This window comes from Agrobacterium sp. DSM 25558, from assembly GCF_900100825.1.
Lineage (GTDB): Bacteria > Pseudomonadota > Alphaproteobacteria > Rhizobiales > Rhizobiaceae > Agrobacterium.
Genome location: NZ_FMUD01000001.1, coordinates 292,153 through 313,682, shown reverse-complemented (window position 1 = coordinate 313,682; position 21,530 = coordinate 292,153). Strand labels below are relative to the sequence as shown.

18 protein-coding genes are annotated in these 21,530 nt (G+C 57.5%); 16 read left to right on the top strand and 2 right to left on the bottom strand.

Annotation, left to right across the window (positions count from 1 at the left end; all coding sequences use genetic code 11):
* The first annotated feature begins 135 nt into the window (after window positions 1–135).
* The 4 genes from DSM25558_RS01570 to exoR all read left to right on the top strand — a co-directional run bounded on the left by DSM25558_RS01570 (window position 136) and on the right by exoR (window position 5,996).
* Window positions 136–2,979 carry a valine--tRNA ligase gene (locus DSM25558_RS01570; protein WP_077101102.1) on the top strand — a complete coding sequence of 948 codons (2,844 nt, stop codon included), beginning with the start codon at window positions 136–138 and terminating at the stop codon, window positions 2,977–2,979.
* Between the two features lie 439 nt (window positions 2,980–3,418).
* Window positions 3,419–4,681 carry an OmpP1/FadL family transporter gene (locus DSM25558_RS01565; RefSeq protein ID WP_077101100.1) on the top strand — a complete coding sequence of 421 codons (1,263 nt, stop codon included), beginning with the start codon at window positions 3,419–3,421 and terminating at the stop codon, window positions 4,679–4,681.
* Between the two features lie 227 nt (window positions 4,682–4,908).
* Complete coding sequence (locus tag DSM25558_RS01560) at window positions 4,909–5,208, top strand: hypothetical protein (protein WP_143239977.1); 300 nt, start codon at window positions 4,909–4,911, stop codon at window positions 5,206–5,208.
* Window positions 5,202–5,996 carry an exopolysaccharide production regulator ExoR gene (gene exoR, locus DSM25558_RS01555; RefSeq protein ID WP_077101098.1) on the top strand — a complete coding sequence of 265 codons (795 nt, stop codon included), beginning with the start codon at window positions 5,202–5,204 and terminating at the stop codon, window positions 5,994–5,996. Before DSM25558_RS01560 ends, exoR begins: the two co-directional genes overlap by 7 nt.
* A 173-nt stretch (window positions 5,997–6,169) precedes the next feature.
* Here exoR and xth read toward each other — a convergent pair whose 3' ends face one another.
* Both xth and erpA read right to left on the bottom strand, forming a co-directional pair.
* Entirely contained in the window at window positions 6,170–6,967 is a 798-nt protein-coding gene (gene xth / locus DSM25558_RS01550) for an exodeoxyribonuclease III (RefSeq protein ID WP_077101096.1), read from the bottom strand.
* A gap of 95 nt (window positions 6,968–7,062) precedes the next feature.
* Window positions 7,063–7,392 (bottom strand): iron-sulfur cluster insertion protein ErpA, encoded by a 330-nt coding sequence (gene erpA, locus DSM25558_RS01545; RefSeq protein WP_067643356.1) that lies wholly within the window; start codon window positions 7,390–7,392, stop codon window positions 7,063–7,065.
* 177 nt (window positions 7,393–7,569) lie between these two features.
* Here erpA and DSM25558_RS01540 point away from each other — a divergent pair, with 177 nt between their 5' ends.
* From DSM25558_RS01540 to DSM25558_RS01485, 12 genes are all read left to right on the top strand, one after another.
* Entirely contained in the window at window positions 7,570–8,787 is a 1,218-nt protein-coding gene (locus tag DSM25558_RS01540; RefSeq protein WP_077101094.1) for a deoxyguanosinetriphosphate triphosphohydrolase, read from the top strand.
* Window positions 8,788–8,861: 74 nt separating this feature from the next.
* Window positions 8,862–10,619, top strand: a complete 1,758-nt coding sequence (gene argS / locus DSM25558_RS01535) for an arginine--tRNA ligase (protein ID WP_077101478.1) — start codon at window positions 8,862–8,864, stop codon at window positions 10,617–10,619.
* A 66-nt stretch (window positions 10,620–10,685) separates the two neighbouring features.
* On the top strand, window positions 10,686–13,604 hold the full coding sequence (locus tag DSM25558_RS01530) for an SPOR domain-containing protein (RefSeq protein WP_077101092.1): 2,919 nt from the start codon (window positions 10,686–10,688) through the stop codon (window positions 13,602–13,604).
* 258 nt (window positions 13,605–13,862) lie between these two features.
* Window positions 13,863–14,879 carry a beta-N-acetylhexosaminidase gene (nagZ, locus tag DSM25558_RS01525; protein ID WP_077101476.1) on the top strand — a complete coding sequence of 339 codons (1,017 nt, stop codon included), beginning with the start codon at window positions 13,863–13,865 and terminating at the stop codon, window positions 14,877–14,879.
* A gap of 50 nt (window positions 14,880–14,929) precedes the next feature.
* The gene (locus tag DSM25558_RS01520) at window positions 14,930–15,775 is read left to right on the top strand and encodes a segregation and condensation protein A (protein ID WP_077101090.1); all 846 of its coding nucleotides are present in this window, start codon (window positions 14,930–14,932) and stop codon (window positions 15,773–15,775) included.
* Window positions 15,762–16,496: an SMC-Scp complex subunit ScpB gene (gene scpB / locus DSM25558_RS01515; RefSeq protein ID WP_083716263.1), complete on the top strand. Its 735-nt coding sequence runs from the start codon at window positions 15,762–15,764 to the stop codon at window positions 16,494–16,496. The genes DSM25558_RS01520 and scpB overlap by 14 nt, the downstream gene beginning before the upstream one ends.
* Before the next feature lie 158 nt (window positions 16,497–16,654).
* Window positions 16,655–16,888, top strand: coding sequence for a twin-arginine translocase TatA/TatE family subunit (locus DSM25558_RS01510; RefSeq protein WP_077101088.1), 234 nt, complete (start codon window positions 16,655–16,657; stop codon window positions 16,886–16,888).
* 58 nt (window positions 16,889–16,946) lie between these two features.
* Window positions 16,947–17,744, top strand: a complete 798-nt coding sequence (gene tatB, locus DSM25558_RS01505; protein ID WP_077101086.1) for a Sec-independent protein translocase protein TatB — start codon at window positions 16,947–16,949, stop codon at window positions 17,742–17,744.
* Window positions 17,741–18,553, top strand: a complete 813-nt coding sequence (gene tatC / locus DSM25558_RS01500) for a twin-arginine translocase subunit TatC (RefSeq protein WP_077101085.1) — start codon at window positions 17,741–17,743, stop codon at window positions 18,551–18,553. The genes tatB and tatC overlap by 4 nt, the downstream gene beginning before the upstream one ends.
* A 92-nt stretch (window positions 18,554–18,645) precedes the next feature.
* Window positions 18,646–19,929, top strand: coding sequence for a serine--tRNA ligase (gene serS / locus DSM25558_RS01495; protein WP_077101083.1), 1,284 nt, complete (start codon window positions 18,646–18,648; stop codon window positions 19,927–19,929).
* A gap of 167 nt (window positions 19,930–20,096) precedes the next feature.
* Window positions 20,097–20,873: a 5'/3'-nucleotidase SurE gene (surE, locus tag DSM25558_RS01490; protein ID WP_077101081.1), complete on the top strand. Its 777-nt coding sequence runs from the start codon at window positions 20,097–20,099 to the stop codon at window positions 20,871–20,873.
* Complete coding sequence (locus tag DSM25558_RS01485; protein WP_077101080.1) at window positions 20,870–21,523, top strand: protein-L-isoaspartate(D-aspartate) O-methyltransferase; 654 nt, start codon at window positions 20,870–20,872, stop codon at window positions 21,521–21,523. Before surE ends, DSM25558_RS01485 begins: the two co-directional genes overlap by 4 nt.
* Window positions 21,524–21,530: the final 7 nt, after the last annotated feature.

Genomic DNA, 21,530 nt, shown 5'->3' with positions numbered 1-21,530 from the left:
ATATTAGCCGCCTCTATAGCAGGGGCGGCTTTTTTGTTTGCTAAGCTTGGCTGGTGAAATATCCTGAAGCTGTTGACTCTCGACCACCCATCCTTATTAAAAATCTACACAGAACTCTAGAATTCAGGCCAGTAAATGCTCGAAAAGACCTACGATTCCGCATCCGTAGAACCCAAAATTGCCAAGGCCTGGGATGAGGCCAACGCGTTTCGCGCCGGTGCGAACGCAAAGCCGGGCGCGGAAACGTTCACAATCGTCATCCCGCCGCCGAACGTCACCGGCTCTCTGCACATGGGACATGCGCTGAACAACACGCTTCAGGACGTCATGGTCCGTTTTGAGCGCATGCGCGGCAAGGACGTGTTGTGGCAGCCGGGCATGGACCATGCGGGCATCGCCACGCAGATGGTGGTCGAGCGCAAGCTGATGGAAAATCAGCTTCCAGGCCGCCGCGAGATGGGCCGTGAGGCATTTATCGAGAAGGTCTGGCAGTGGAAGGAAGAGTCCGGCGGGTTGATCTTCAACCAGCTGAAGCGTCTGGGCGCATCCTGCGACTGGTCGCGTGAACGATTCACCATGGACGAGGGCTTGTCCGAGGCCGTTCTGGAAGTCTTCGTCTCGCTCTACAAGGAAGGCCTGATCTACAAGGACATGCGCCTTGTGAACTGGGACCCCAAGCTGCTGACCGCGATTTCCGATATGGAAGTCGAACAGTTGGAAGTGAAGGGCAATCTCTGGCACTTCCGCTATCCGCTCGAAAAGGGCGTGACCTATCAATATCCATGCGAGTGGGATGACCGCGGGCAACCACTTGAATACGAGACGCGCGATTATATCGTCGTTGCCACGACCCGTCCGGAAACCATGCTGGGTGACACGGGCATTGCCGTGAACCCGGACGATGGGCGTTATAAGGCGCTGATCGGCAAGCATGTCATTCTGCCCATCGTCGGCCGCAAAATCCCGATCGTTGCCGATGAGTATGCTGATCCGACTGCCGGAACAGGTGCCGTCAAGATCACGCCTGCGCATGACTTCAACGACTTCGAAGTCGGCAAGCGTGCGGGGCTGCGCGCCATCAATATTCTCAATATCGATGCAACCATTACCATCAAGGAAAACGAGGACTTCCTTGAGGGTCTCGATCACCCAGCTGCATTGCACGGTGCATGGGATCGCCTCGAAGGTCAGGACCGTTTCACGGCGCGCAAGATCATCGTGGAGATTTTCGAAGAGGCTGGACTTCTCGACAAGATCGAGCCGCACAAGCACATGGTGCCGCATGGCGACCGTGGCGGCGTGCCGATCGAGCCGCGCATGACCGAGCAATGGTGGGTGGACAACAAGACGCTGGCCAAGCCCGCCATCGAATCTGTGCGCGAAGGCCGCACCAACTTCGTTCCGAAGAATTGGGAAAACACTTACTTCCAGTGGATGGAAAACATCCAGCCCTGGTGCATTTCGCGTCAGCTGTGGTGGGGTCACCAGATCCCGGCATGGTACGGACCGGATGGACAGGTCTTCGTTGAGAAGACCGAGGAAGAAGCGCTTCAGGCCGCTATTCAGCACTACATCGCCCATGAAGGTCCGTGGAAGGCCTGGGTCGAGGAGAAGCTTGAGAACTTCAAGCCGGGTGAGATTCTAACGCGTGACGAAGACGTTCTCGACACGTGGTTCTCGTCTGCGCTGTGGCCGTTCTCCACGCTGGGCTGGCCGGAAAAGACGCCGGAACTGGCGCGTTATTATCCGACCAATGTTCTGGTGACGGGTTTCGACATCATTCCGTTCTGGGTCGTGCGTATGATGCAGATGGGTCTGCATTTCATGAAGGACGATGCCGGCAATCCTGTCGAGCCATTCCACACGATCTATATCCATGCGCTGGTTCGCGACAAGAACGGCCAGAAGATGTCGAAGTCCAAGGGCAACGTCATCGATCCGCTCGACCTGATCGACGAATATGGTGCGGATGCGCTGCGCTTTACGCTGGCCATCATGGCGGCGCAGGGGCGTGACGTAAAGCTCGATCCGGCTCGCATTGCCGGTTATCGCAATTTCGGCACCAAGCTGTGGAATGCGACGCGCTTTGCCGAAATGAACGGTGTGAAGCGTGATCCGCACTTCCTGCCGGAAGCGACGACGCAGACCATCAACCGCTGGATTTTGACCGAACTTGCCGATGCTGCAAAAGAGGTCACGACAGCAATCGAGAACTATCGTTTCAATGATGCGGCGAGTGCGCTGTACCGCTTCGTCTGGAATCAGTTCTGCGACTGGTATCTGGAGCTGCTGAAGCCTGTTTTCAGCGGCGATGACGAGGTTGCCAAGACCGAAGCGCAGGCTTGCGCTGCCTTCGTTCTGGAAGAAATCTACAAGCTGCTGCACCCGTTCATGCCGTTCATGACCGAAGAGCTGTGGGAGCATACGGCGGGCGAGGGCGAAGCACGTCAGGGCCTTTTGTGCCACACGGATTGGCCTGTTCCAACGTTCCGCGACGATGCGGCGGCGGCTGAAATCAACTGGCTGGTCGATCTGGTGTCCGGCATTCGCTCGACCCGGGCGGAAATGAACGTTCCGCCGGGCGCGACGGCACCGCTGGTGATCGTTGGTGCGAACCCAACGACGGAATCGCGGCTTGATCGTCACTCTGCGGCAATCCGCCGTCTGGCGCGGGCAGATGAGATTCTCGCCGCCGATGTCGCTCCGAAGGGCTCTGCGCAGGTCGTGCTGGGCGAGGCGACGGTGTGCGTGCCGCTGGGCAACCTGATCGATGTCGGGGCCGAGAGGGCGCGTCTCGACAAGGCCATCGGCAAGGCGGATGCCGAAATGGAGCGCATCGACAAGAAGCTGTCGAACGAAAAGTTCGTAGCCAATGCCGATCCCGCCGTCGTCGCTGCCGACCGTGAGCGCAAAGCCGAGCTGGAAGTGGAAATCAAGAGTCTGCGGACGGCACTTCAGCGTGTCAACGAAGCTGGCTGATTAAAAGACGGCAATACAGAGATTGACAAAGGGCGCTTTTCCTACCGAAGAGCGCCCTTTTCACGTTGAACGTGTCAACGAGAGACCCGGGTATTCTGGTGCCGAAGATTCGGGGCTCGCACATTTGTCGCGCTATTTGTCCGTGTTTGCCCTAACTGCTCCCAAGGCGGCGAGATCGTGGCATTTCCATGTGAAAATTGTGGATGTGGTGCTGAGGCCACACTTTGCCCGCTTGCTGGCATATCATTCCCTCTTTAAGGGTATTAATCACAATTCATTAGAATAATGACCCAACATGTCCCCGTGGGGCAGGGTTGATCAGCATTTTACGTAAGTTATTTTTGCACTGCAAAAAGGATCGATCCCCGTGCGGCAGATTGTCTTTTTTTTCAAAGCACTGCACCTTCGGCACACGATATTGCCTTGATTGGGGAGAGAGATGGCAACACAAAATCATTTTATAAGCGGCGCCTTGGGCCTTGCTATCGGTATCACGTCGATCACGCCTGCCTTTGCGGGTGGTCTTGAGCGCGGCGGATACAATATTGACCTGCTTTTTGACAGTTCACGATTTGCGGCTGAATCGACGGCGACGTTTGTTGCGCCTCAGCGTAAGTTGAAGAATGCTGTTGATACAAACACAGCGTCGCCTCTACTCGGCACCGGCGGCAACGGCAACAACAACAATCTGTCTTCCTCTGCCAGTGATAGCGAAAACTATTGGGTTCCACGAGTCGGATTGAAGGCGGGCTTTGGAGATGCTGTAGACTGTTTAGTCGATTACTCTCAGCCATGGGGAGCGCATACCAAGCCTGGTGCAAACTGGGCTGGTGCTAACGAAAATATTGAAACGAAGGTTAAAAGCGACAATTACGCTTTAACGTGTTCCTACAAATTTGATGTTGGGCAAGGGCAGTTGCGTTTCATCGGTGGTGGATTCTATCAGGAACTTTCCGGATTTAAAGAACGTCAAGTCACGCCTGCCAACCTTCTGGGAACGGGCGGAACTGGTGTTGGTCGGCTCGATCTCAAAGGCGATGGTTGGGGATGGCGCACCGGCGTTGCATACGAAATTCCAGAGTATGCGCTTCGCGCGAGCTTGGTTTATAACAGTGAAGTGAAACTGGACGATATTACCGGTACTTTGAACCTGTCTCAGGTGGCATTGGCTGGCAACGGAGTAACATCCGTCTACGGCTCTCAAAATATGCCGGATTCACTTGAGTTCAAATTTCAGACCGGGATCGCTCCTGGCTGGTTGGCTCTCGGATCCGTAAAATGGACGGATTGGAGCCAGTTCTCTAAGGTGCCGTTCTTCTGCAGCAATGCGATTGCGAACGTCTGTGCTGCTGGTGGTCAAGGAACAACTCTTGATCTTGGCTACCGCGATGGCTGGACCATCTCGGGAGGCGTGGGCCATAAATTCAACGATCAGTGGAGCGGTGCGGTTACCGTTACTTGGGACCGCGGCACGTCGCAGGGCTTTGGCACACAGACAGACACGTGGACACTTGGCACAGGCGTATCCTACTCACCGACAGAAAATGTAGAACTTCGTCTCGCTGGAGCCATCGGTGTGCTGACAAGCGGTAGCTCAGGCGCTGTGGTGATCAATGGACAGAACTATGGCAACGACGCCTCGTACAGCTTCGGCAACGACCTCGTCGCGGCTGTCTCCACCTCGGTTAAAGTAAAGTTTTAACCCTCATTCACTCCAAATCTAACCCGGCCCCACAAGGCCGGGTTTTTTGTTGTCTGCCTAAAAAAATGTGACGATTTGGCAACAAATTTCTGCAACCTTCACGTAGCGTAAGAATGCGGGCTTATTTGTCCATTTCCCGCCACAAACAAGTTGCTTGTCTGTCTTCAAGAACGCGGGGCGTGGAAGAATATACTGGCGTCTAAAGTGGTTTTGCGGAAGTGGTTAACGTGAAAACGGATGTGGATTCAGTGTCTAAGCAAGTAAAATCGGGAATAGATGTTCCTGTCTTGTTGGATGCCATACTGACGGCCTTGAAACGCCGTTATGTTGCCGGAAACGGCGCTTATATCTGTTTTCATGCAGAGACTGATTCAACGCCGCAGACGATCGCTGGCAGCACAGTCAAAAGTGCGGCTGGAAAGACGCAGTGTGGTTTAAAATCGCAGCCGGGTTTGATTGGCTTTGCAGTATTGCGTGAGTATTCGCTATACGCCGGGAAGAGTGAGAGAAGTCGGTTTAAATGCTGAAATGTGACACCAATGTTTTGAGGCCACTGTGGGCCGGACTATTGCTTGCAGCGCTGGCAATGCCTGCTGCAGCTTTCGATATCAATTCTGGCGTCACCAAGGAATCCGGTCCATTCGACCTCTTCAAATTCGGCTTCAAATCCTACAAGAGCGGCAAGAAGGACGACGCGGTCGAAGCGTATCGTTATGCTGCCGAAAAGGGTCACACCGGCTCACGCTGGGCGCTCGCCAACATGTACGCCTATGGCGACGGTGTTGCGAAGAACGATTTCGAAGCGTTCAAGATCTACAGCGAAATTGCCAGCCAGGGCGTTGAGCCGGGCTCGGAAGACACGGGCTTTTTTGTCAATGCCCTGCTGTCTCTGGCAGATTATTACCGCCATGGAATTCCCGGCAGCCCGGTCAAGACCGATCTTTCCCAGGCCCGCCAGCTCTACTTTCAGGTTGCCTCCACCTTCGGTGTTGCCGAGGCACAGTTTGAACTTGCCCAGATGATTTTGGCAGGCGAGGGCGGTCGTTCCGATGCGCAGCAGGCCAAGAAATGGCTGAACCAAGCCCGCAAGCACGGCCATGCCGGTGCCATGTCCATTTTCGGCAATCTCCTGTTTCAGGAGGGCCAGACCGTACGCGGCCTCGCTTTCATGACGGCTGCGCTGGACAAGTGTTCTGCCGTCAACTGCAAGTGGATTCAGAACATGCAGGAGCAGGCCTTCTCGGTGGCCGCTGAGGACGACAGACGTGTTGCGATATCGCTGGCGCAGAATATATCTGCGGGTGACGCGGACTAGGCGTCCTGTGAGGTGCCCCGGTCTCACCGTCATCCCGCACTTGATGCGGGATCCAGTGCGATCAAGTCCCTGATCGCGTAAGACTCTCTGCCACGCAGACGCGTGGCTGCTGGATACCGGGTCAAGTCCGGTATGACGGAAATAGATGTATTGCCGCTTCTATTCTCTGATCTTCAAGACGCTTGCTGAAAATCGAAATATCCGCAAACCGGAACGTGGTCGGACGGCTTTTCCCAGGCGCGGACGTGCTTTTCGATGGAGACCGATTGCAGCCTGTCTGAGGCTTCCGATGATAGCATCAGGTGATCGATGCGGATGCCGTTGTTTTTCGGCCAGGCACCGGCCTGATAATCCCAGAACGTGTAGAGACCTGCCTCATCCGTCGTCGCGCGGCTTGCGTCGGTCAGGCCGAGGTTTTCAAGCCTGCGGAAGGCTGCGCGTGTCTTGGGCAGAAACAGGGCGTCGCCTTCCCAGGCTCTCGGGTCATAGCAATCGAAGGGTTCGGGAATAACGTTGTAATCGCCCGCCAGGATGAGGGGCTCTTCGAGAAGAAGGCGGTCCTGCGCAAAGCGGTGCAGGCGCTCCATCCATGCCAGCTTGTAGGGATATTTGACCGGGTCATCCGGTGGGTTACCGTTTGGCAGGTAGAGCGAGCAGACGCGGATGACGCCGCCAGAGACGGAGAACACGCCTTCGATGAAACGCGCTTGTTCGTCAGCGTCGTCTCCCGGCAGGCCGCGATTGACTTCGTCTGGTCTGATCTTGGACAAAAGTGCGACGCCGTTGAAGCCTTTTTGACCGTGGGTTTCGACATTGTAGCCGAGCGCCTCGATCTCCTGACGGGGAAAGTTTTCATCCACGGATTTGATTTCCTGAAGGCAAGCGATATCAGGGTTCGAATCCTTCAGCCACTGGCAGAGGTTTTCGATGCGCGCCTTGACGCCGTTGATGTTCCAGGTGGCAATCTTCATCGGACATTCCATTGTTTGATGGAGTCCGTTTTAAACCAAGTGCGGGCGAATGCCACCCGTTTTCATTGTTTCAACAGGCGTAATAAGGGCTGGGATCAGATCGAGAAACTGGTGCCGCAGCCGCAGCTTGCGACGGCGTTGGGGTTCTTGATCTGGAACGACTGGCCGAGCAGGTTATCGACGAAGTCGATTTCCGAACCTTCCATATAGACGACGGACATGCTGTCTATCAGCACTTTGGCGTTGTCGCGGGAAATGACGATATCGTCGGCGGTCGCGTCGCTGTCGAGATCGAATTTGTAGGAAAAGCCGGAGCAGCCGCCGCCCTCTACGGACACGCGCAGCGCCTGTTTGCCATCTTCGGCGGCGACGATCTGGGCGATTCGTTTTGCGGCGGATTCGGAAAGCGTGATGTCGGTGGTCATTTGTTTTCTCCTGCCGGGTTCAAGAACCGGAGAGCAAAGTTTTGTGTGAAGTCCATTATAAACCAGTCAAATTAACGGTCTATAGCGTTGTCGTGTCGCGATGACGCTTTGCGGCAACCTTCAGGATAGGTATGAAGGGTAGATGAAAAGGTCAATGGCCGCACAGCAGGATAAGTCATGATAATCGATCAACGTGCACTGGGTTTCGGAAGCGGAGAGAGGGCGATCTATGCCACCGATCCCTGGACGACGCGTGGCCGATTGTTTCCAGAAGCTTCCAGCCTCACCCGTTCCGATTTTCAGCGCGACCGTGACCGCATCGTCCACACCACCGCATTTCGCCGCCTGAAGCACAAGACGCAGGTGTTCATCAGCCCTGACGGTGACCATTATCGCACACGGCTGACACACACGGTGGAGGTCGCACAGATCGCCCGGGCCTTGGCGCGGGCGTTGAAGCTGGACGAGGATCTGGCAGAAGGCGTGGCGCTGGTTCACGATTTCGGCCACACGCCCTTTGGCCATACCGGCGAGGATGCGCTGGACGCGATGTTGAAGCCCTATGGCGGCTTCGACCACAACGCCCAGTCCTTGCGGATCGTGACCAAGCTGGAGCGTCGCTACGCAGAATATGACGGCATCAACCTGACATGGGAAACGCTGGAGGGGTTGGTCAAGCACAATGGCCCGCTGATCGGCGAAAACGCCAAAGGCGGTCATGGTCCCGTTGCGCTGCCGATCCTCGAATATTGCGAGTTGCAGGACCTAGAGATTGGCACATTTGCGAGCCTCGAAGCGCAGGTGGCGGCGATTGCCGATGATATCGCTTACAACACCCACGATATCGATGACGGTCTGCGCGCCGGATATCTGACCTTCGACATGCTGGAGGAGGTGCCGTTTCTGAGCAGTCTGATGGCCGAGGTGAGGGCGAAATATTCCAATCTCGACAGTGATCGCTTCGCGCATGAGATTATGCGCCGTCAGATCACCCGCATGGTGGAGGATGTCATCGGCGTTGCGCAGCACAATCTGGCCAAGCTGAAGCCGACATGTGCCGCCGACATACGCGCCGCCGACTATACGGTTGCGACGTTCTCGCCCGACATGGCGGAAACGGACAAGCAGATCAAGAAACTGCTGTTTGCCCACATCTATCGCCACGCCGATATCATGCGCATCAGGGCAGGGGCGACACAGATCGTCACGGATCTTTTCCACCGCTACATGGAAACGCCCGCCGAAATGCAAAGTCACTACTGGGTGGATAGCATTCCGGGCATGAGCGTGGCAGCAAAAGCCCGGCATGTCGGGGATTATCTAGCCGGTATGACGGACAGTTATGCACTGAAAGCCCACCAGCGGCTGTTTGACCACACACCCGATTTACGGTAGGCAGCGGCAACCGCGAACCCGATTTCCGGATTGCCGGGACCAAAATGACAGCCTTTCGCGCAGGTATATTAATGATGAACCTTTTTGCCGATTTCGACACCAGAATCAAAAACGCGCTTGAGACGATCGATCTCGTCAAAGCCCATCGCGATACTGTCGATTTCGGCCGCATCACCGTGGAATCGCCGCGCGACCCGAGCCACGGAGATGTCGCGACCAATGCGGCCATGGTGCTGGCGAAGCCGCTGGGCACCAATCCGCGCGCCTTGGCGGAACTCATCGTTCCAGCGTTGGAGCAGGACGAGGACGTGGACAGCGTCAACGTCGCGGGCCCTGGCTTCATCAACATCCGCGTTTCCGTCGCTTACTGGCAGCGTCTGCTGGCCAATATGATCGCCCAGGGGGCGGATTATGGCCGTTCGACCGTGGGCACAGGCAAGAAGATCAACGTTGAATATGTCTCCGCAAACCCGACCGGGCCGATGCATGTAGGCCATTGCCGGGGTGCTGTGGTGGGCGATACGCTGGCGAACGTGCTGGCTTTTGCCGGCTACGGCGTGACCAAGGAATATTACATCAACGATGCGGGTTCGCAGATCGATGTACTGGCGCGGTCCGTGTTCCTGCGGTACCGCGAAGCGCTGGGCGAAGACGTCGGCGCTATTCCACCGGGTCTGTACCCGGGTGACTATCTGGTGCCGCTTGGCCAGACGCTGGCCGATGAATTCGGCGAAAAGCTGCGGGCGATGCCGGAAGAGCAGTGGCTGCCTATCGTCAAGGACAAGGCCATCGACGCGATGATGGTGATGATCCGCGAAGATCTGGCGGCGCTGAACGTCAAGCATGATGTGTTCTATTCAGAGCGCACGCTGCATGCGGGCAATGGCGGGCCGATCCAGTCTGCCATCAACGACCTGACCTTCAAGGGCCACGTCTACAAGGGTACCCTGCCGCCGCCGAAGGGCGAACTGCCTGATGATTGGGAAGATCGCGAACAGACTCTGTTCCGCTCCACCGAAGTCGGTGACGACATGGACCGGGCGTTGATCAAGTCCGACGGCTCCTACACTTACTTCGCTGCCGATGTTGCCTACTTCAAGGACAAGTATGATCGCGGCTTCGGCGAAATGATCTATGTTCTGGGTGCCGACCACGGCGGTTACGTCAAACGTCTCGAGGCGGTTGCGCGGGCTGTTTCCGAAGGAAAGTCCAAACTGACGGTTCTGCTGTGCCAGCTCGTCAAACTTTTCCGTGATGGCGAGCCGGTCAAAATGTCGAAACGCTCCGGCGATTTCGTCACATTGCGGGACGTTGTGGATGAAGTCGGGCGCGACCCGGTGCGATTCATGATGCTCTATCGGAAGAATTCCGAGCCGCTGGACTTCGATTTTGCCAAAGTAACGGAGCAATCGAAAGACAATCCGGTATTTTATGTGCAATATGCGCATGCTCGTTGCAAATCGGTTTTCCGGCAGGCAAACGAGGCGTTTTCTGACCTGAATGTGTCAAAGGAAGAGCTGGTATCCGGCGCGTCTTTGATAAATGATGTCAATGAGTTGCAGCTGATTGCTAAACTGGCTGAGTACCCGCGTCTGATCGAATCAACCGCACTCAACCATGAGCCTCATCGGCTTGCATTTTACCTGTATGATCTGGCCAGTTCCTTCCATGGACATTGGAATAAAGGTAAAGATCAGCCAGAATTACGTTTTGTTAACGATAAAAACCGAGAATTAAGCGTTGCCAGGTTAGGGCTGGTGAATGCTGTCGCAAACGTACTCAAGTCTGGATTGACGCTTTTAGGAGCGGACGCACCTGACGAAATGCGATAACATCTCACCATTATTTGCTCACAATACGCTGGCAAGTGCTGTGATGCGTAGATGGTGGAACACGTAATGGTCGAAAAAAATGTCGCGTATAACCGGGACAACCGGACAGAAGAATTCGCTGACAACGATCCTTTGGCACAATTGGCACGGCTGGTTGGCCAAGAGGATCGTCCTTCCCATGTCGCGTCCCCGGCTGCGCAGCATCCGGCGGAGCGCAGGGAGCCTGAATTCAATCTCGAAGATGAATTGCTTCGCGAATTCGCGATCTACGACGCCCCCCGTTACGAGCCGGTAGCGCTGGATGCGGCGAACGATGTTCGCTCTCCCGTTCCGGCTAACGAATTCATGCAGCGCGTCGAATCGGTTTTTGCCCGCAAGGAGCCTGAACTTGCGCCGGTGGAGCAATATGCCCCCGCTGAGACGGAAGAGTATCTGGTTGCCGAACACGCGTCGGATATTGCTGCAATGTCGAACTTGCGCGATGATTTCAGGGATGACCCGGATTCGGTTGCTGCTCTTTTCGACGTGGCACATCGTCAGTCGCATCAGGAGCCGGTCGTCGATCAGGCTCCGGCTTATGTCGAGCCCATCAGCCACGCTGCCGTTGAACAATATGTCGAGCAATACGAAGAGCCCGCATCCGAGCCTGTTGCATACCAGCCCGTGAGCGAAGAGCCTGCGCAGCACTATGCTGCGCCACAGTCGGCGCACGAGCCGAATTGGGAGCTTATGGCAGAGACATCTGGCGAGGCGATCGATCTTGCCAGCGAGCTGGAAATGTCAGTGGCGGAAGAGGTTGCCCCGCCGGTACCATCATCGCCGCCCATCGCGCGCCGCTCTTCTCTGGATTACTCCAGCCTGCGTTTGCCGCTCGCCAATTTCGGTGCGCCTCGTGCGACCCCAGTTGTGCCGCAGCCGGTGGAGCCCGTTGTCGCTCAAGCGCCTGTTGCCGCTTCGTTCACGCAGCCGTTGGTGGCACCGGCAAACCATGTCGAGCCAGCGCTTCCAGTCGGACAGAAGATGTCCGCGATGGATGAGTTGATTTACGACGTTGCGAAATATGAAATCAGCAACAGGGACGTCAGCGCTGCCACACCGGTGGCGCGGATGGAGCCCGTGGTTTCTGCGGCACCTGCCGTCACCGTTGCGGCGATTGTACCGCCTGTTGCTGCCCGCGTAGAACCAGCGTTTCAGCAGCCCGTTGCCAAGGCCGAACCTGATTTTGGCGACTTTGATACGTTCAAGGACGACGATTTCGAACTTGCTCTAGATGATATCGATTTCGATCTCGATTTGTCTGAAATCGCCAATATCGATGTGCCGGTCGCTCCCGTTGCGCAAGTGGCCCCGGTTGCTCAGGCACCCGTGCAGCCAAAGCCTGTGGTCACACCGACGATCGCCCCCATAGCCGCTGTCGTCCCGCGCCCTCAGCCGGTCGTCGCGCCTCCGGTCGTTCGTCAGGAAGCACCGCGCCCTGTGGCACCGGCGGTTGTTGCGCCGCCAGCCACGCTGGAGAGCCTGCCATTCGATCCATCGCAGATTGGTGAGACGGAAGATCAGCCGGAAACCATCACTGAGATGGAAGTGCCGGAACTGCCGGTCGGCGTGTTCGAGCCGAAGCCAGCGCCGCGCCGTCAGGAAGAAGATCTCGATCTCGACACCGAACTGGCATCGCTGTTTGCGCCTGCCATGACGGGTGGACTTGATCGCAACAAAAATGCTGCCGCCGCACGTCAGCCTCAGCCTTCGCAGGAAGAGGTCGATGAGTTCGAGCGTGCGCTCGAGCAGGATTTCCGCCGCAGCATGCAGGAAGCTGCCGAGACACGGCCATCGGGCGACAGAGCTGCGCCAACCGATATTTCGCAAGCTGTGCGTTACAGCGACGAAGACCGGGGTGGCGCGCGCCGCTGGCTCGTTCCCATGGCTGCCGTTCTCGGCGTCGTGCTTGTGGGTGGTGGCACCTACGCGCTGATGTTCGGAGGCTCTTCCAGCCAGGGCTCGAACGGCGCACCTGTTATCATTGCCGCAGATAGCGAACCGACGAAGGTCGTGCCTGATAATCCGGGTGGTCGCGTTGTGCCCAACCAGGACAAGGCCGTCTATGACCGCGTTGCCGGCGGTGCACCTGCCGATCCCAAGCAGCCTTCGCTGATTTCCAGCAGTGAGCAGCCTGTCGATGTCGTTCAGCGCACATTGATCCCCGAGCAGTTGCCGCTGGAAGGCGAAAACGACGAGATTGACGCCATGGCTTCCACACCGGTTGGTGAAACGGAAGACCCACGTCTATTGTCGGCGCAGGAGAAAGCGCAGTCTGCGGAAAACCAGGCTGGATCGCCGGTCAATGTGTCGCCCCGCAAGGTGCGCACCATGATCGTCAAGCCGGATGGTACGCTGGTGGCGCAGGAGGTTCCTGCCCCTGCCGCATCTGCACCGCAGGCCGATAAGGTCGATGAGCTTGCCGCACCACAGGCCGCTGGCCGCACGGAAGGTGCGCCTGCCGTTATCGCGGCTTCGCGTGTGCCTGTTGCTCCTGAGCAGGCTGCCCAGACGCCGGCACCGGCCGCGACAGCAGCAAGACCCGCACAGACGGCGGCACCGATGCCGGCATCTCGCCCGGTCGCACAGCCAGCGAATGTCGTTGCGACTGTCACCAACCAGGGCAATGTTCGCCCGGCTCCGGCTTCGCAGCCTGCGCAGGAAACTGCTGCTGCTCCGACTGCGTCTACGAACGCCTCTTCTACTGGCGGCTACTATGTGCAGGTCGCATCATTGCCAAGCCAGGCCGAGGCGCAGAAGTCTTACCAGAACCTGTCGGCCAAGTTCGGCTCCGTCATCGGTGGTCGTGGCGTGGACATCAAGGCCGCTGAAATCGCAGGCAAGGGTACGTTCTACCGCGTCCGCATTCCAGCAGGCGACAAGAACGAAGCCGCAGCACTCTGCGAGCGCTTCCGCTCTGCCGGTGGTAGCTGCCTGGTTGCCCGTTGATTTGAGATAAAGAAGATATCAAGGCCGGAGCGGTTCTACCGTTCCGGCCTTGATTTTTAAAACCTCACCACAGAGCCAAGTTTTCCGTCATTCCGGCCTTGAGCCGGAATCCAGCAGCACCGCGTCTGCGGTGCTAGAGAGTCTTCTTCGATCAAGGACTTGATCGAACTGGATCCCGGATCAAGTCCGGGATGACGGAGGTTAAGGATGCTCCCCGTTTCTTCTTTGCCCCAACCACATCCCATGCAGGACAATTCCATGACTGAATCCAAAGCTATGATTCTTGGCTGCAGCGGCCTTACCCTGACGGACGATGAAATTGCCCTATACAAGGCAGAGCGTCCATGGGGTTTCATTCTGTTCGGGCGCAACATCGGTGACGCAGAGCAGATCACGGACCTTGTCGCTTCGATGCGTGATTCCGTCGGCAGGCCGGACGCGCCGGTGCTGATCGATCAGGAAGGTGGGCGTGTTCAGCGCATTCGTCCGCCATTGTTGCAATCCTACCCGAATGCGCAGGCGCTGGGTGAAATTTATCTGCGTGACAAGGCGCAAGGCCTGCGGGCGGCGTGGCTGATGTCGCGCCTGCATGCGTTCGACCTGATGAAGCTGGGCATCAATGTGGACTGCCTGCCGGTGCTGGATGTGCCGGTGGAAGGTGCCAGCAACGTCATTGGCAACAGGGCTTACGGGTTTGATCCGGCACTTGTCTCCGCCATGGGGCAGGCGGCGGCGGACGGGTTGAAGGCGGGTGGCATGTTGCCTGTGATGAAGCACATTCCAGGCCACGGGCGCGGCCTTGTCGATTCGCACCATGAGTTGCCGGTCGTGGATGTGCCGCTGGCTGAGCTGGAGGCGCATGACTTCGTGCCATTCCGCGCACTCAACAAGGAACTGATGGCGATGAGCGCGCATCTGGTGTTTACCGCCATCGATGCAGAATGCCCGGCCACGACGTCGCCCAAGGTCATCGATGAGATCATCCGTGGCGTGATCGGGTTCGACGGTCTGTTGATCTCCGATGATAGCTCCATGAATGCGCTGAAGGGGACGCTTGGGGAGCGTGCGGCCAATATTGTTGCGGGTGGCTGCGATATAGTCTTGCATTGCAATGGTGTGATGAGTGAAATGCTACAGGTCGTGAAAGAGGTTCCCGTTCTTTCCGGTCGCGCTCTTGAACGTGCTGTTGCTGTCGAAGCCGGTTTTCCGGTGGCTGATGATGGTGATGAAACGGCGCTGAGAGACGAGTTCAACGCCATGCTGACGGTTGCCTGATAGGCGTCCGGGCCGGGCGTCCTGATGATGGGTTGCCCGGTGGACGAATAATGGCGGCAGACAAATCGCGCGGCAGCGCGCCGATGGAAAAGCTCTGGGAAGACATCAAACCAGAACGCGCCACTGGCGAAGCGGCATTGATGATCGACGTGGCGGGCTTTGAAGGCCCGCTCGATCTTCTTTTGCATCTTGCCCGCACCCAAAAGGTCGATCTCTCGCGCATTTCCGTGCTGGCTTTGGCCGAGCAGTATCTTGTTTTCGTGGATCAGGCGCGACGGGTGCGCATCGAGCTGGCGGCCGATTATCTCGTTATGGCGGCATGGCTGGCGTTTTTGAAATCCAAGCTGCTCATTCCGCAGCAGAGCAAGGATGACGGCCCAAGCGGCGAGGAAATGGCGGCGACGCTGGCCTTCCGGCTGAAGCGGCTCGAGGCCATGCGCGATGCCGCCGAACGGCTGGTGAACCGGCATCATCTGGGCCGCGATATCTTCGCACGCGGCGCGCCGGAGCATATTCCGCACAAAAGCCGCTCGTCGTTCGAGGCAAGCCTTTACGACCTGCTCAGCGCCTATGCCTCGCTTCGCCAAAGGCAGGCGATTACGCAGGTGACCATCGAGAAGCGTCAGGTCTGGTCGCTCGTGGATGCGCGTGAGTTGCTGACGTCGATGCTGGGCGAGATCGGCGAGTGGACGGCGCTGGATCGCTATCTCCTGCAATATGTGGCAGACCCCGCCATGCGTGCCACCGCGATGGCCAGTGCCTTTGCCGCCTCGCTGGAGCTGGTGCGTGAGGGATCGCTGGAAATCCGTCAGGATGGCGCGTTCCAACCGCTTTTCATGCGCAAGGGCTTGGGTCGGGATTTCCATTCCGCTGAAAGGACTAATGATGTCGAGTGAACCCGAAGCGGATGACGATACAGTTGTGGCAGATGGGGTAGGTTTCGAAGCCGAGGTGACCCAGCGGCAGATGAAAGAGGCGCAGCGGATTGCCGAGGCACTCGTCTTTGCTTCCGCACAGCCAGTCTCTGAAGCCTTTTTGGCCGAGCGTCTGCCCAAGGGTATCGACGTGCCGGCGCTGATGGCAAACCTCAAAACGTCCTACGATGATCGTGGCGTCAATCTCATACAGGTTGGCGGAAACTGGGCGTTCAGAACCGCAGGCGATCTTTCCTTCGTTATTCGCACCGATGAGAAAGAGCCCAAGAAGCTATCGCGCGCGGCGCTGGAGGTTCTAGCCATCATCGCTTATCACCAGCCGGTAACTAGGGCGGAAATCGAGGAAATCCGCGGCGTACAGACATCGCGCGGGACGCTGGATGTGCTGATGGAGGCCGGTTGGGTGCGGTTTCGCGGGCGCCGTCGCACACCGGGTCGACCGGTAACGATGGGAACGACCGTCGATTTTCTCGACCATTTCGGGCTGGAGGAACTGCGCGATCTGCCGGGGCTGGACGAGTTGAAGGGGGCAGGTCTGCTGTCTGGCCGCATCCCGTCCAATTTCGGTATTCCTATTCCGTTGATGAGCGACGATCTGACTGAAGACGAAGATCCGATCACGCAACTCGATCTGGAAGAACTCGGGCTGCTGGCTCCAAGTGGAGACGAGCCCGAACGGTGATTGCACTTCCTTGCCAAGACGATCACGAAGAGTTGCCAGCATTCTGCACTCTGGTGGATTTATAGTTCTCTTCGTTTGTTGAATAGCCATTTTGGTGTTTGAAAAAGCTGAACAAACGTCTTACATCGGTTCAAAGCAAAATTCAGGGAGTTTGCGTTATGGGTTCTTTTAGTGTGTGGCATTGGCTGATCGTTCTGGTCATCGTGCTGGTCCTTTTCGGTCGCGGCAAGATTCCGGAACTGATGGGCGATGTTGCAAAGGGCATCAAGAGCTTCAAAAAAGGCATGGCTGACGAAGACGGCACGCCGCGCCCGGCAGATCACGATACCGCGCCAGAGCCCACTACCGTGCATTCCAAGACGGTCGACCACAAGGCTGACGAGATCAAGTAATTGATCTTGCAGCGCGGCCTAAGCGGGCCGCACTATCGCGCGTGTCAGGAGCATTGTTATGTTTGATATCGGCTGGAGCGAGTTGCTGGTGATTGCGATCGTGCTGATCGTGGTCGTCGGTCCCAAGGACTTGCCGCCTATGATCCGCGCTTTCGGCAAGACAATGGCCGGTCTGCGCAAGATGGCGGGTGATTTTCGTTCGCAGTTCGATGAGGCCTTGAAAGAGGCTGACATGGACGATGTGCGCCAGACGATCTCCGACGTTCGCAATCTCAACCCGACGAATTCCTTGCGCAATGCGATGAACCCTCTGCGGGAGCTGGGCAATGAAATACGCTCCGATCTTCAAGGCGCGACGTCGACAAGCTCACCCGCCACCAGCGCGCCCGTGGGTGCTCCGGCGGTCAGTTTGAGCGAGCCCGAGATGAAGCTGCCGGACGGGCCACCCATCGTGGCAGATGCGCCTGTCGTTGCCGCTGCGTCCTCGACCGTTGCTACGGCGGCGGTGGAAAAGCCAAAGCGAACTCGCAAACCGGCGGCAGCAAAATCCGTTCAGGAAATCGAGGCTGAGACAGTTGCGGCAAAGCCGAAGCGCGCACCGAAAACGGTTTCCGCCAAGGAAACTGCGTCTGCCAGCGCCAAACCGGCAGCACCGCCTTCCAGCGAGCCGTCCGTCCTGACCGAGGTTGCTGCGAAGTCGGCAACGGTCAAGGCTGCGAAGGCTACGGTCGCGGCTGGCAAGCCGGTGGTTGAAAAGGCCAAAGCTATGGTGAGCAAGACCACCACGGAAAAGACGGTGACAGCAGCGCCTGCCAAGACAACAAAATTGGCCAAGGCCAAAAAGGGTGAAGCATGAGCGCCGATTCCGATGATAAGCCGCAGCCGCTTATCGTACACCTCATGGAGTTGCGCACCCGCCTGATCTGGTCGATCGGCGCGTTCTTCGTGGCTTTTCTGGGCTGCTTTGCCGTGGCCAAGCATCTCTTCAACCTGCTGGTCATTCCCTACAAATGGGCGGTGATCTGGGCCGGTCTGGATGTTGCGAAGTCGTCGCTGATCTATACCGCGCCGCAGGAATTCTTCTTCACGCAGATCAAGGTCGCCATGTTCGGTGCCTTGGTGATCTCGTTTCCCGTCATCGCCTCGCAGCTCTACAAGTTCGTGGCACCGGGACTTTACAAGAATGAACGTGCTGCTTTCCTACCGTTTCTGATTGCTTCGCCGCTTCTGTTTCTTCTGGGCGGTGCGCTGGTCTACTTCTTCTTTACGCCCATGGTCATGTGGTTCTTCCTTGCCATGCAGCAATTGCCTGAAGACGGCGAGGTGGCGATTTCGCTGATGCCGAAGGTGTCGGAATATCTCAGCCTCATCATGACGCTGGTGTTGTCCTTCGGCTTGGTGTTTCAGTTGCCCGTGGTCACCACGCTTCTGGCGCGTGTGGGCTTGTTGACGAGCCAATGGCTGAAGGAAAAGCGCAAATTCGCCATCGTCGCTGCTTTTATCGTCGCCGCTGTGCTGACGCCGCCGGACCCGATGTCCCAGATCGGTCTTGCGTTGCCCGCAATCCTTCTCTACGAGATTTCCATACATTTGGCTCGACTCGTGGAGAAGAAGCGCGCTGAGGAAAATGCAGGCCGTGAGCTTGGAAATTCCAGTGACGACTGACGGTTTCCGTCAGGATATTCTTCAGACGCCGGGCTCTCTGTCCCGGCGTTTTGTTTTTCAAAACATGATGCAAATTACGGTCTGGAACCACGATGCACGACATTAAATGGATACGCGAAAACCCCGAAGCCTTCGATGCTGGCCTTGCACGGCGTAATGCCGAGCCACAGTCCGCCACGCTGATTGCGCTGGATGAGAAACGCCGCTCCGTTATCCAGACATTGCAGGAGATGCAATCGCGCCGTAACGCGGCCTCCAAGGAAATCGGTGCTGCTATGGCGCAGAAGAACACCGAGCTTGCCGAAAAGCTGAAGGCCGAAGTCGCCGACATCAAGGACAGCATGCCGCGCCTCGAGGAAGAGGATCGTCAGGTTTCGGCTGAACTGACGGATGCCCTGTCGCGCATTCCCAACATACCATTCGATGACGTGCCTGTCGGCAAGGACGAGCACGACAACATCGTCGCGCGTGTGGTCGGTCAAAAGCCAGGCTGGAACCATGCTGCCAAGGAACATTACGAAATCGGTGAAGCGCTGGGCTACATGGATTTCGACCGTGCGGCCAAGCTCTCCGGTTCGCGCTTTACGGTGCTGACGAGCCAGATAGCCAGGCTGGAGCGTGCGCTCGGTCAGTTCATGATCGACCTGCACACCTCGGAACATGGTTATACCGAAGTGTCTTCGCCGCTGATGGTGCGCGATGAGGCGATGTATGGCACGGGCCAACTGCCGAAGTTCGCCGAAGACCTGTTCAGGACGACTGACGGCTACTGGCTTATCCCGACCGCCGAGGTCACGCTGACCAATCTCGTTTCCGGTGAAATTCTGGAGCAGGAAAAGCTGCCGCTGCGCTTCACCGCGCTGACGCCATCCTTCCGCTCGGAGGCCGGTTCGGCCGGTCGTGATACACGCGGCATGTTGCGCCAGCATCAGTTCTGGAAATGCGAGCTTGTGTCGATCACGGATGCGGAAAGCGCTGTCGAAGAGCATGAGCGCATGACGGCTTGCGCCGAGGAAGTGCTGAAGCGTCTCGGCTTGCATTTCCGCACCATGACGCTGTGCACCGGCGATATGGGCTTTGGCGCACGCAAGACCTACGATTTGGAAGTGTGGCTTCCGGGTCAGAATACCTACCGCGAAATCTCGTCCTGCTCCGTCTGTGGCGATTTCCAGGGACGACGAATGGACGCGCGCTATCGGGCTAAGGGCGAGAAGGCCACGAAGTTCGTGCACACGCTCAATGGTTCCGGCACGGCTGTCGGTCGCTGCCTGATCGCGGTTCTTGAGAATTACCTGAACGAAGACGGTTCGGTGACGATTCCGGATGTGCTGCTGCCTTACATGGGTGGGCTGACGCGTATTGAGAAGGCGGCTTGAACAATTAACGTTCCGTCATCCGGCACTTGATGCGGGATCCAGTGCCTTGCGTCTGCAAGGCAAAAGACTCTTCTCGCCGCGCAGACGCGCGACGGCTGGACCCCGGATCAAGTCCGGGGTGACGGAAGTGGGAGATGTTATCTAAAGAACTAAAGCGGGAGAGCACCATGCGGATATTGCTGACCAACGACGATGGTATTCACGCTGAGGGGCTGGCGGTGCTGGAGCGTATTGCCCGCACGATCTCCGACGATGTCTGGATCGTGGCACCGGAAACGGACCAGAGCGGTCTTGCGCATTCGCTGACGTTGTCCGAGCCGCTTCGCCTGCGCAAGATTTCCGACAAGCATTTCGCGTTGCGCGGCACGCCGACCGATTGCGTCATCATGGGCGTTCGTGAAGTGCTGCCGGGTAAGCCGGACCTCGTGCTGTCAGGCGTCAACTCCGGTGCCAACATGGCCGATGACGTGACCTATTCCGGCACGATTGCCGGTGCCATCGAAGGCACGTTGCAGGGTGTCCGCTCGTTTGCGCTCAGCCAGGCCTATGTCCATACCGGCCATGCGGAACGCGTGGTGCCGTGGGAAGTGGCCGAAACCTATGCGCCAGATCTCATTCGCAAACTGATCGATGTCGATCTGCCGAAGGAAACATTCCTCAATCTGAACTTCCCCAACTGTGCGCCTGCCGATGTGAAGGGTGTGAGCGTCACGGGCCAGGGCAAGCTTGATTTCGGCATGAATGTCGAGCAGCGGCAGGACGGTCGCGGTCTGCCTTACTACTGGCTGCGCTTTGGCGAGCGACTGGGCGACTTCCTTGAGGGGACCGATATCCACGCCGTCAAGGATGGCCGTATCTCGGTGACGCCGCTGAAGCTTGATCTGACCGACTATACGGCCAAGGCTCGCGTCGAGAAAGCGCTTGGACTGGGAGCGGGCGAGTGAAATCCGCGATGGTGGAGAAAGAAGGGTTCGCAGCCTTGGTCCTGCGGTTGAGAGCCGAAGGCATCTCCGACATCGACCTTCTGACGGCGGTGGAGCAGTGCCCACGCTCGCAATTCGTGCCAGCGCAATTTGCCGCGGAAGCCTATTCCAGCCGCACCATTCCGATTGACTGCGGTGCTTTTATGGAAAGCGCCGATATGGTGGTCAAGACGGTCGCCCGGCTTCAGGTCAAGCCCGGCCAGCGCATTCTGGAAATCGGCACCGGCAGTGGTTTCATGACGGCCATCCTGGGCCGCCGCTGTGAGCGGGTCGTCTCTATCGACCGTTATAAGACGCTGGTGGAGCTGGCGCAAAACCGGATGGACGATCTGGGCATCCGCAATGTGGTGATCCGGCAGGCTGATGGCTCCAACGGTTTGGTGGGCGAGGGTACCTTTGACCGAATCGTTTCCACGGCCGCATTTACGGCCATGCCCCGCTTTTTTACCGAGCAGATCGTATCCGGCGGAATGATGATTGCCCCAATCATGATGGAAGACGGGCGTTGCGTGATGACACGGTTTTCCAAGACCGGCAGCCGGTTTGAGCAGGAAGAGCTTTTCGAAACGCCCTACCTGCCCATCGAAACCCACATTGCCCGCTATTTGTAGCAAAATG

Bases quoted from the DNA above. Each gene is read 5' to 3' on its own strand.
- surE (WP_077101081.1), top strand. From the start codon at position 20,097: ATGCGGATATTGCTGACCAACGACGATGGTATTCACGCTGAGGGGCTG.
- argS (WP_077101478.1), top strand. From the start codon at position 8,862: ATGAACCTTTTTGCCGATTTCGACACCAGAATCAAAAACGCGCTTGAG.
- exoR (WP_077101098.1), top strand. From the start codon at position 5,202: ATGCTGAAATGTGACACCAATGTTTTGAGGCCACTGTGGGCCGGACTA.
- tatB (WP_077101086.1), top strand. From the start codon at position 16,947: ATGTTTGATATCGGCTGGAGCGAGTTGCTGGTGATTGCGATCGTGCTG.
- DSM25558_RS01510 (WP_077101088.1), top strand. From the start codon at position 16,655: ATGGGTTCTTTTAGTGTGTGGCATTGGCTGATCGTTCTGGTCATCGTG.
- DSM25558_RS01540 (WP_077101094.1), top strand. From the start codon at position 7,570: ATGATAATCGATCAACGTGCACTGGGTTTCGGAAGCGGAGAGAGGGCG.
- DSM25558_RS01530 (WP_077101092.1), top strand. From the start codon at position 10,686: ATGGTCGAAAAAAATGTCGCGTATAACCGGGACAACCGGACAGAAGAA.
- erpA (WP_067643356.1), bottom strand. From the start codon at position 7,392: ATGACCACCGACATCACGCTTTCCGAATCCGCCGCAAAACGAATCGCC.
- tatC (WP_077101085.1), top strand. From the start codon at position 17,741: ATGAGCGCCGATTCCGATGATAAGCCGCAGCCGCTTATCGTACACCTC.
- DSM25558_RS01570 (WP_077101102.1), top strand. From the start codon at position 136: ATGCTCGAAAAGACCTACGATTCCGCATCCGTAGAACCCAAAATTGCC.
- xth (WP_077101096.1), bottom strand. From the start codon at position 6,967: ATGAAGATTGCCACCTGGAACATCAACGGCGTCAAGGCGCGCATCGAA.
- scpB (WP_083716263.1), top strand. From the start codon at position 15,762: ATGATGTCGAGTGAACCCGAAGCGGATGACGATACAGTTGTGGCAGAT.
- DSM25558_RS01520 (WP_077101090.1), top strand. From the start codon at position 14,930: ATGGCGGCAGACAAATCGCGCGGCAGCGCGCCGATGGAAAAGCTCTGG.
- nagZ (WP_077101476.1), top strand. From the start codon at position 13,863: ATGACTGAATCCAAAGCTATGATTCTTGGCTGCAGCGGCCTTACCCTG.
- DSM25558_RS01565 (WP_077101100.1), top strand. From the start codon at position 3,419: ATGGCAACACAAAATCATTTTATAAGCGGCGCCTTGGGCCTTGCTATC.
- serS (WP_077101083.1), top strand. From the start codon at position 18,646: ATGCACGACATTAAATGGATACGCGAAAACCCCGAAGCCTTCGATGCT.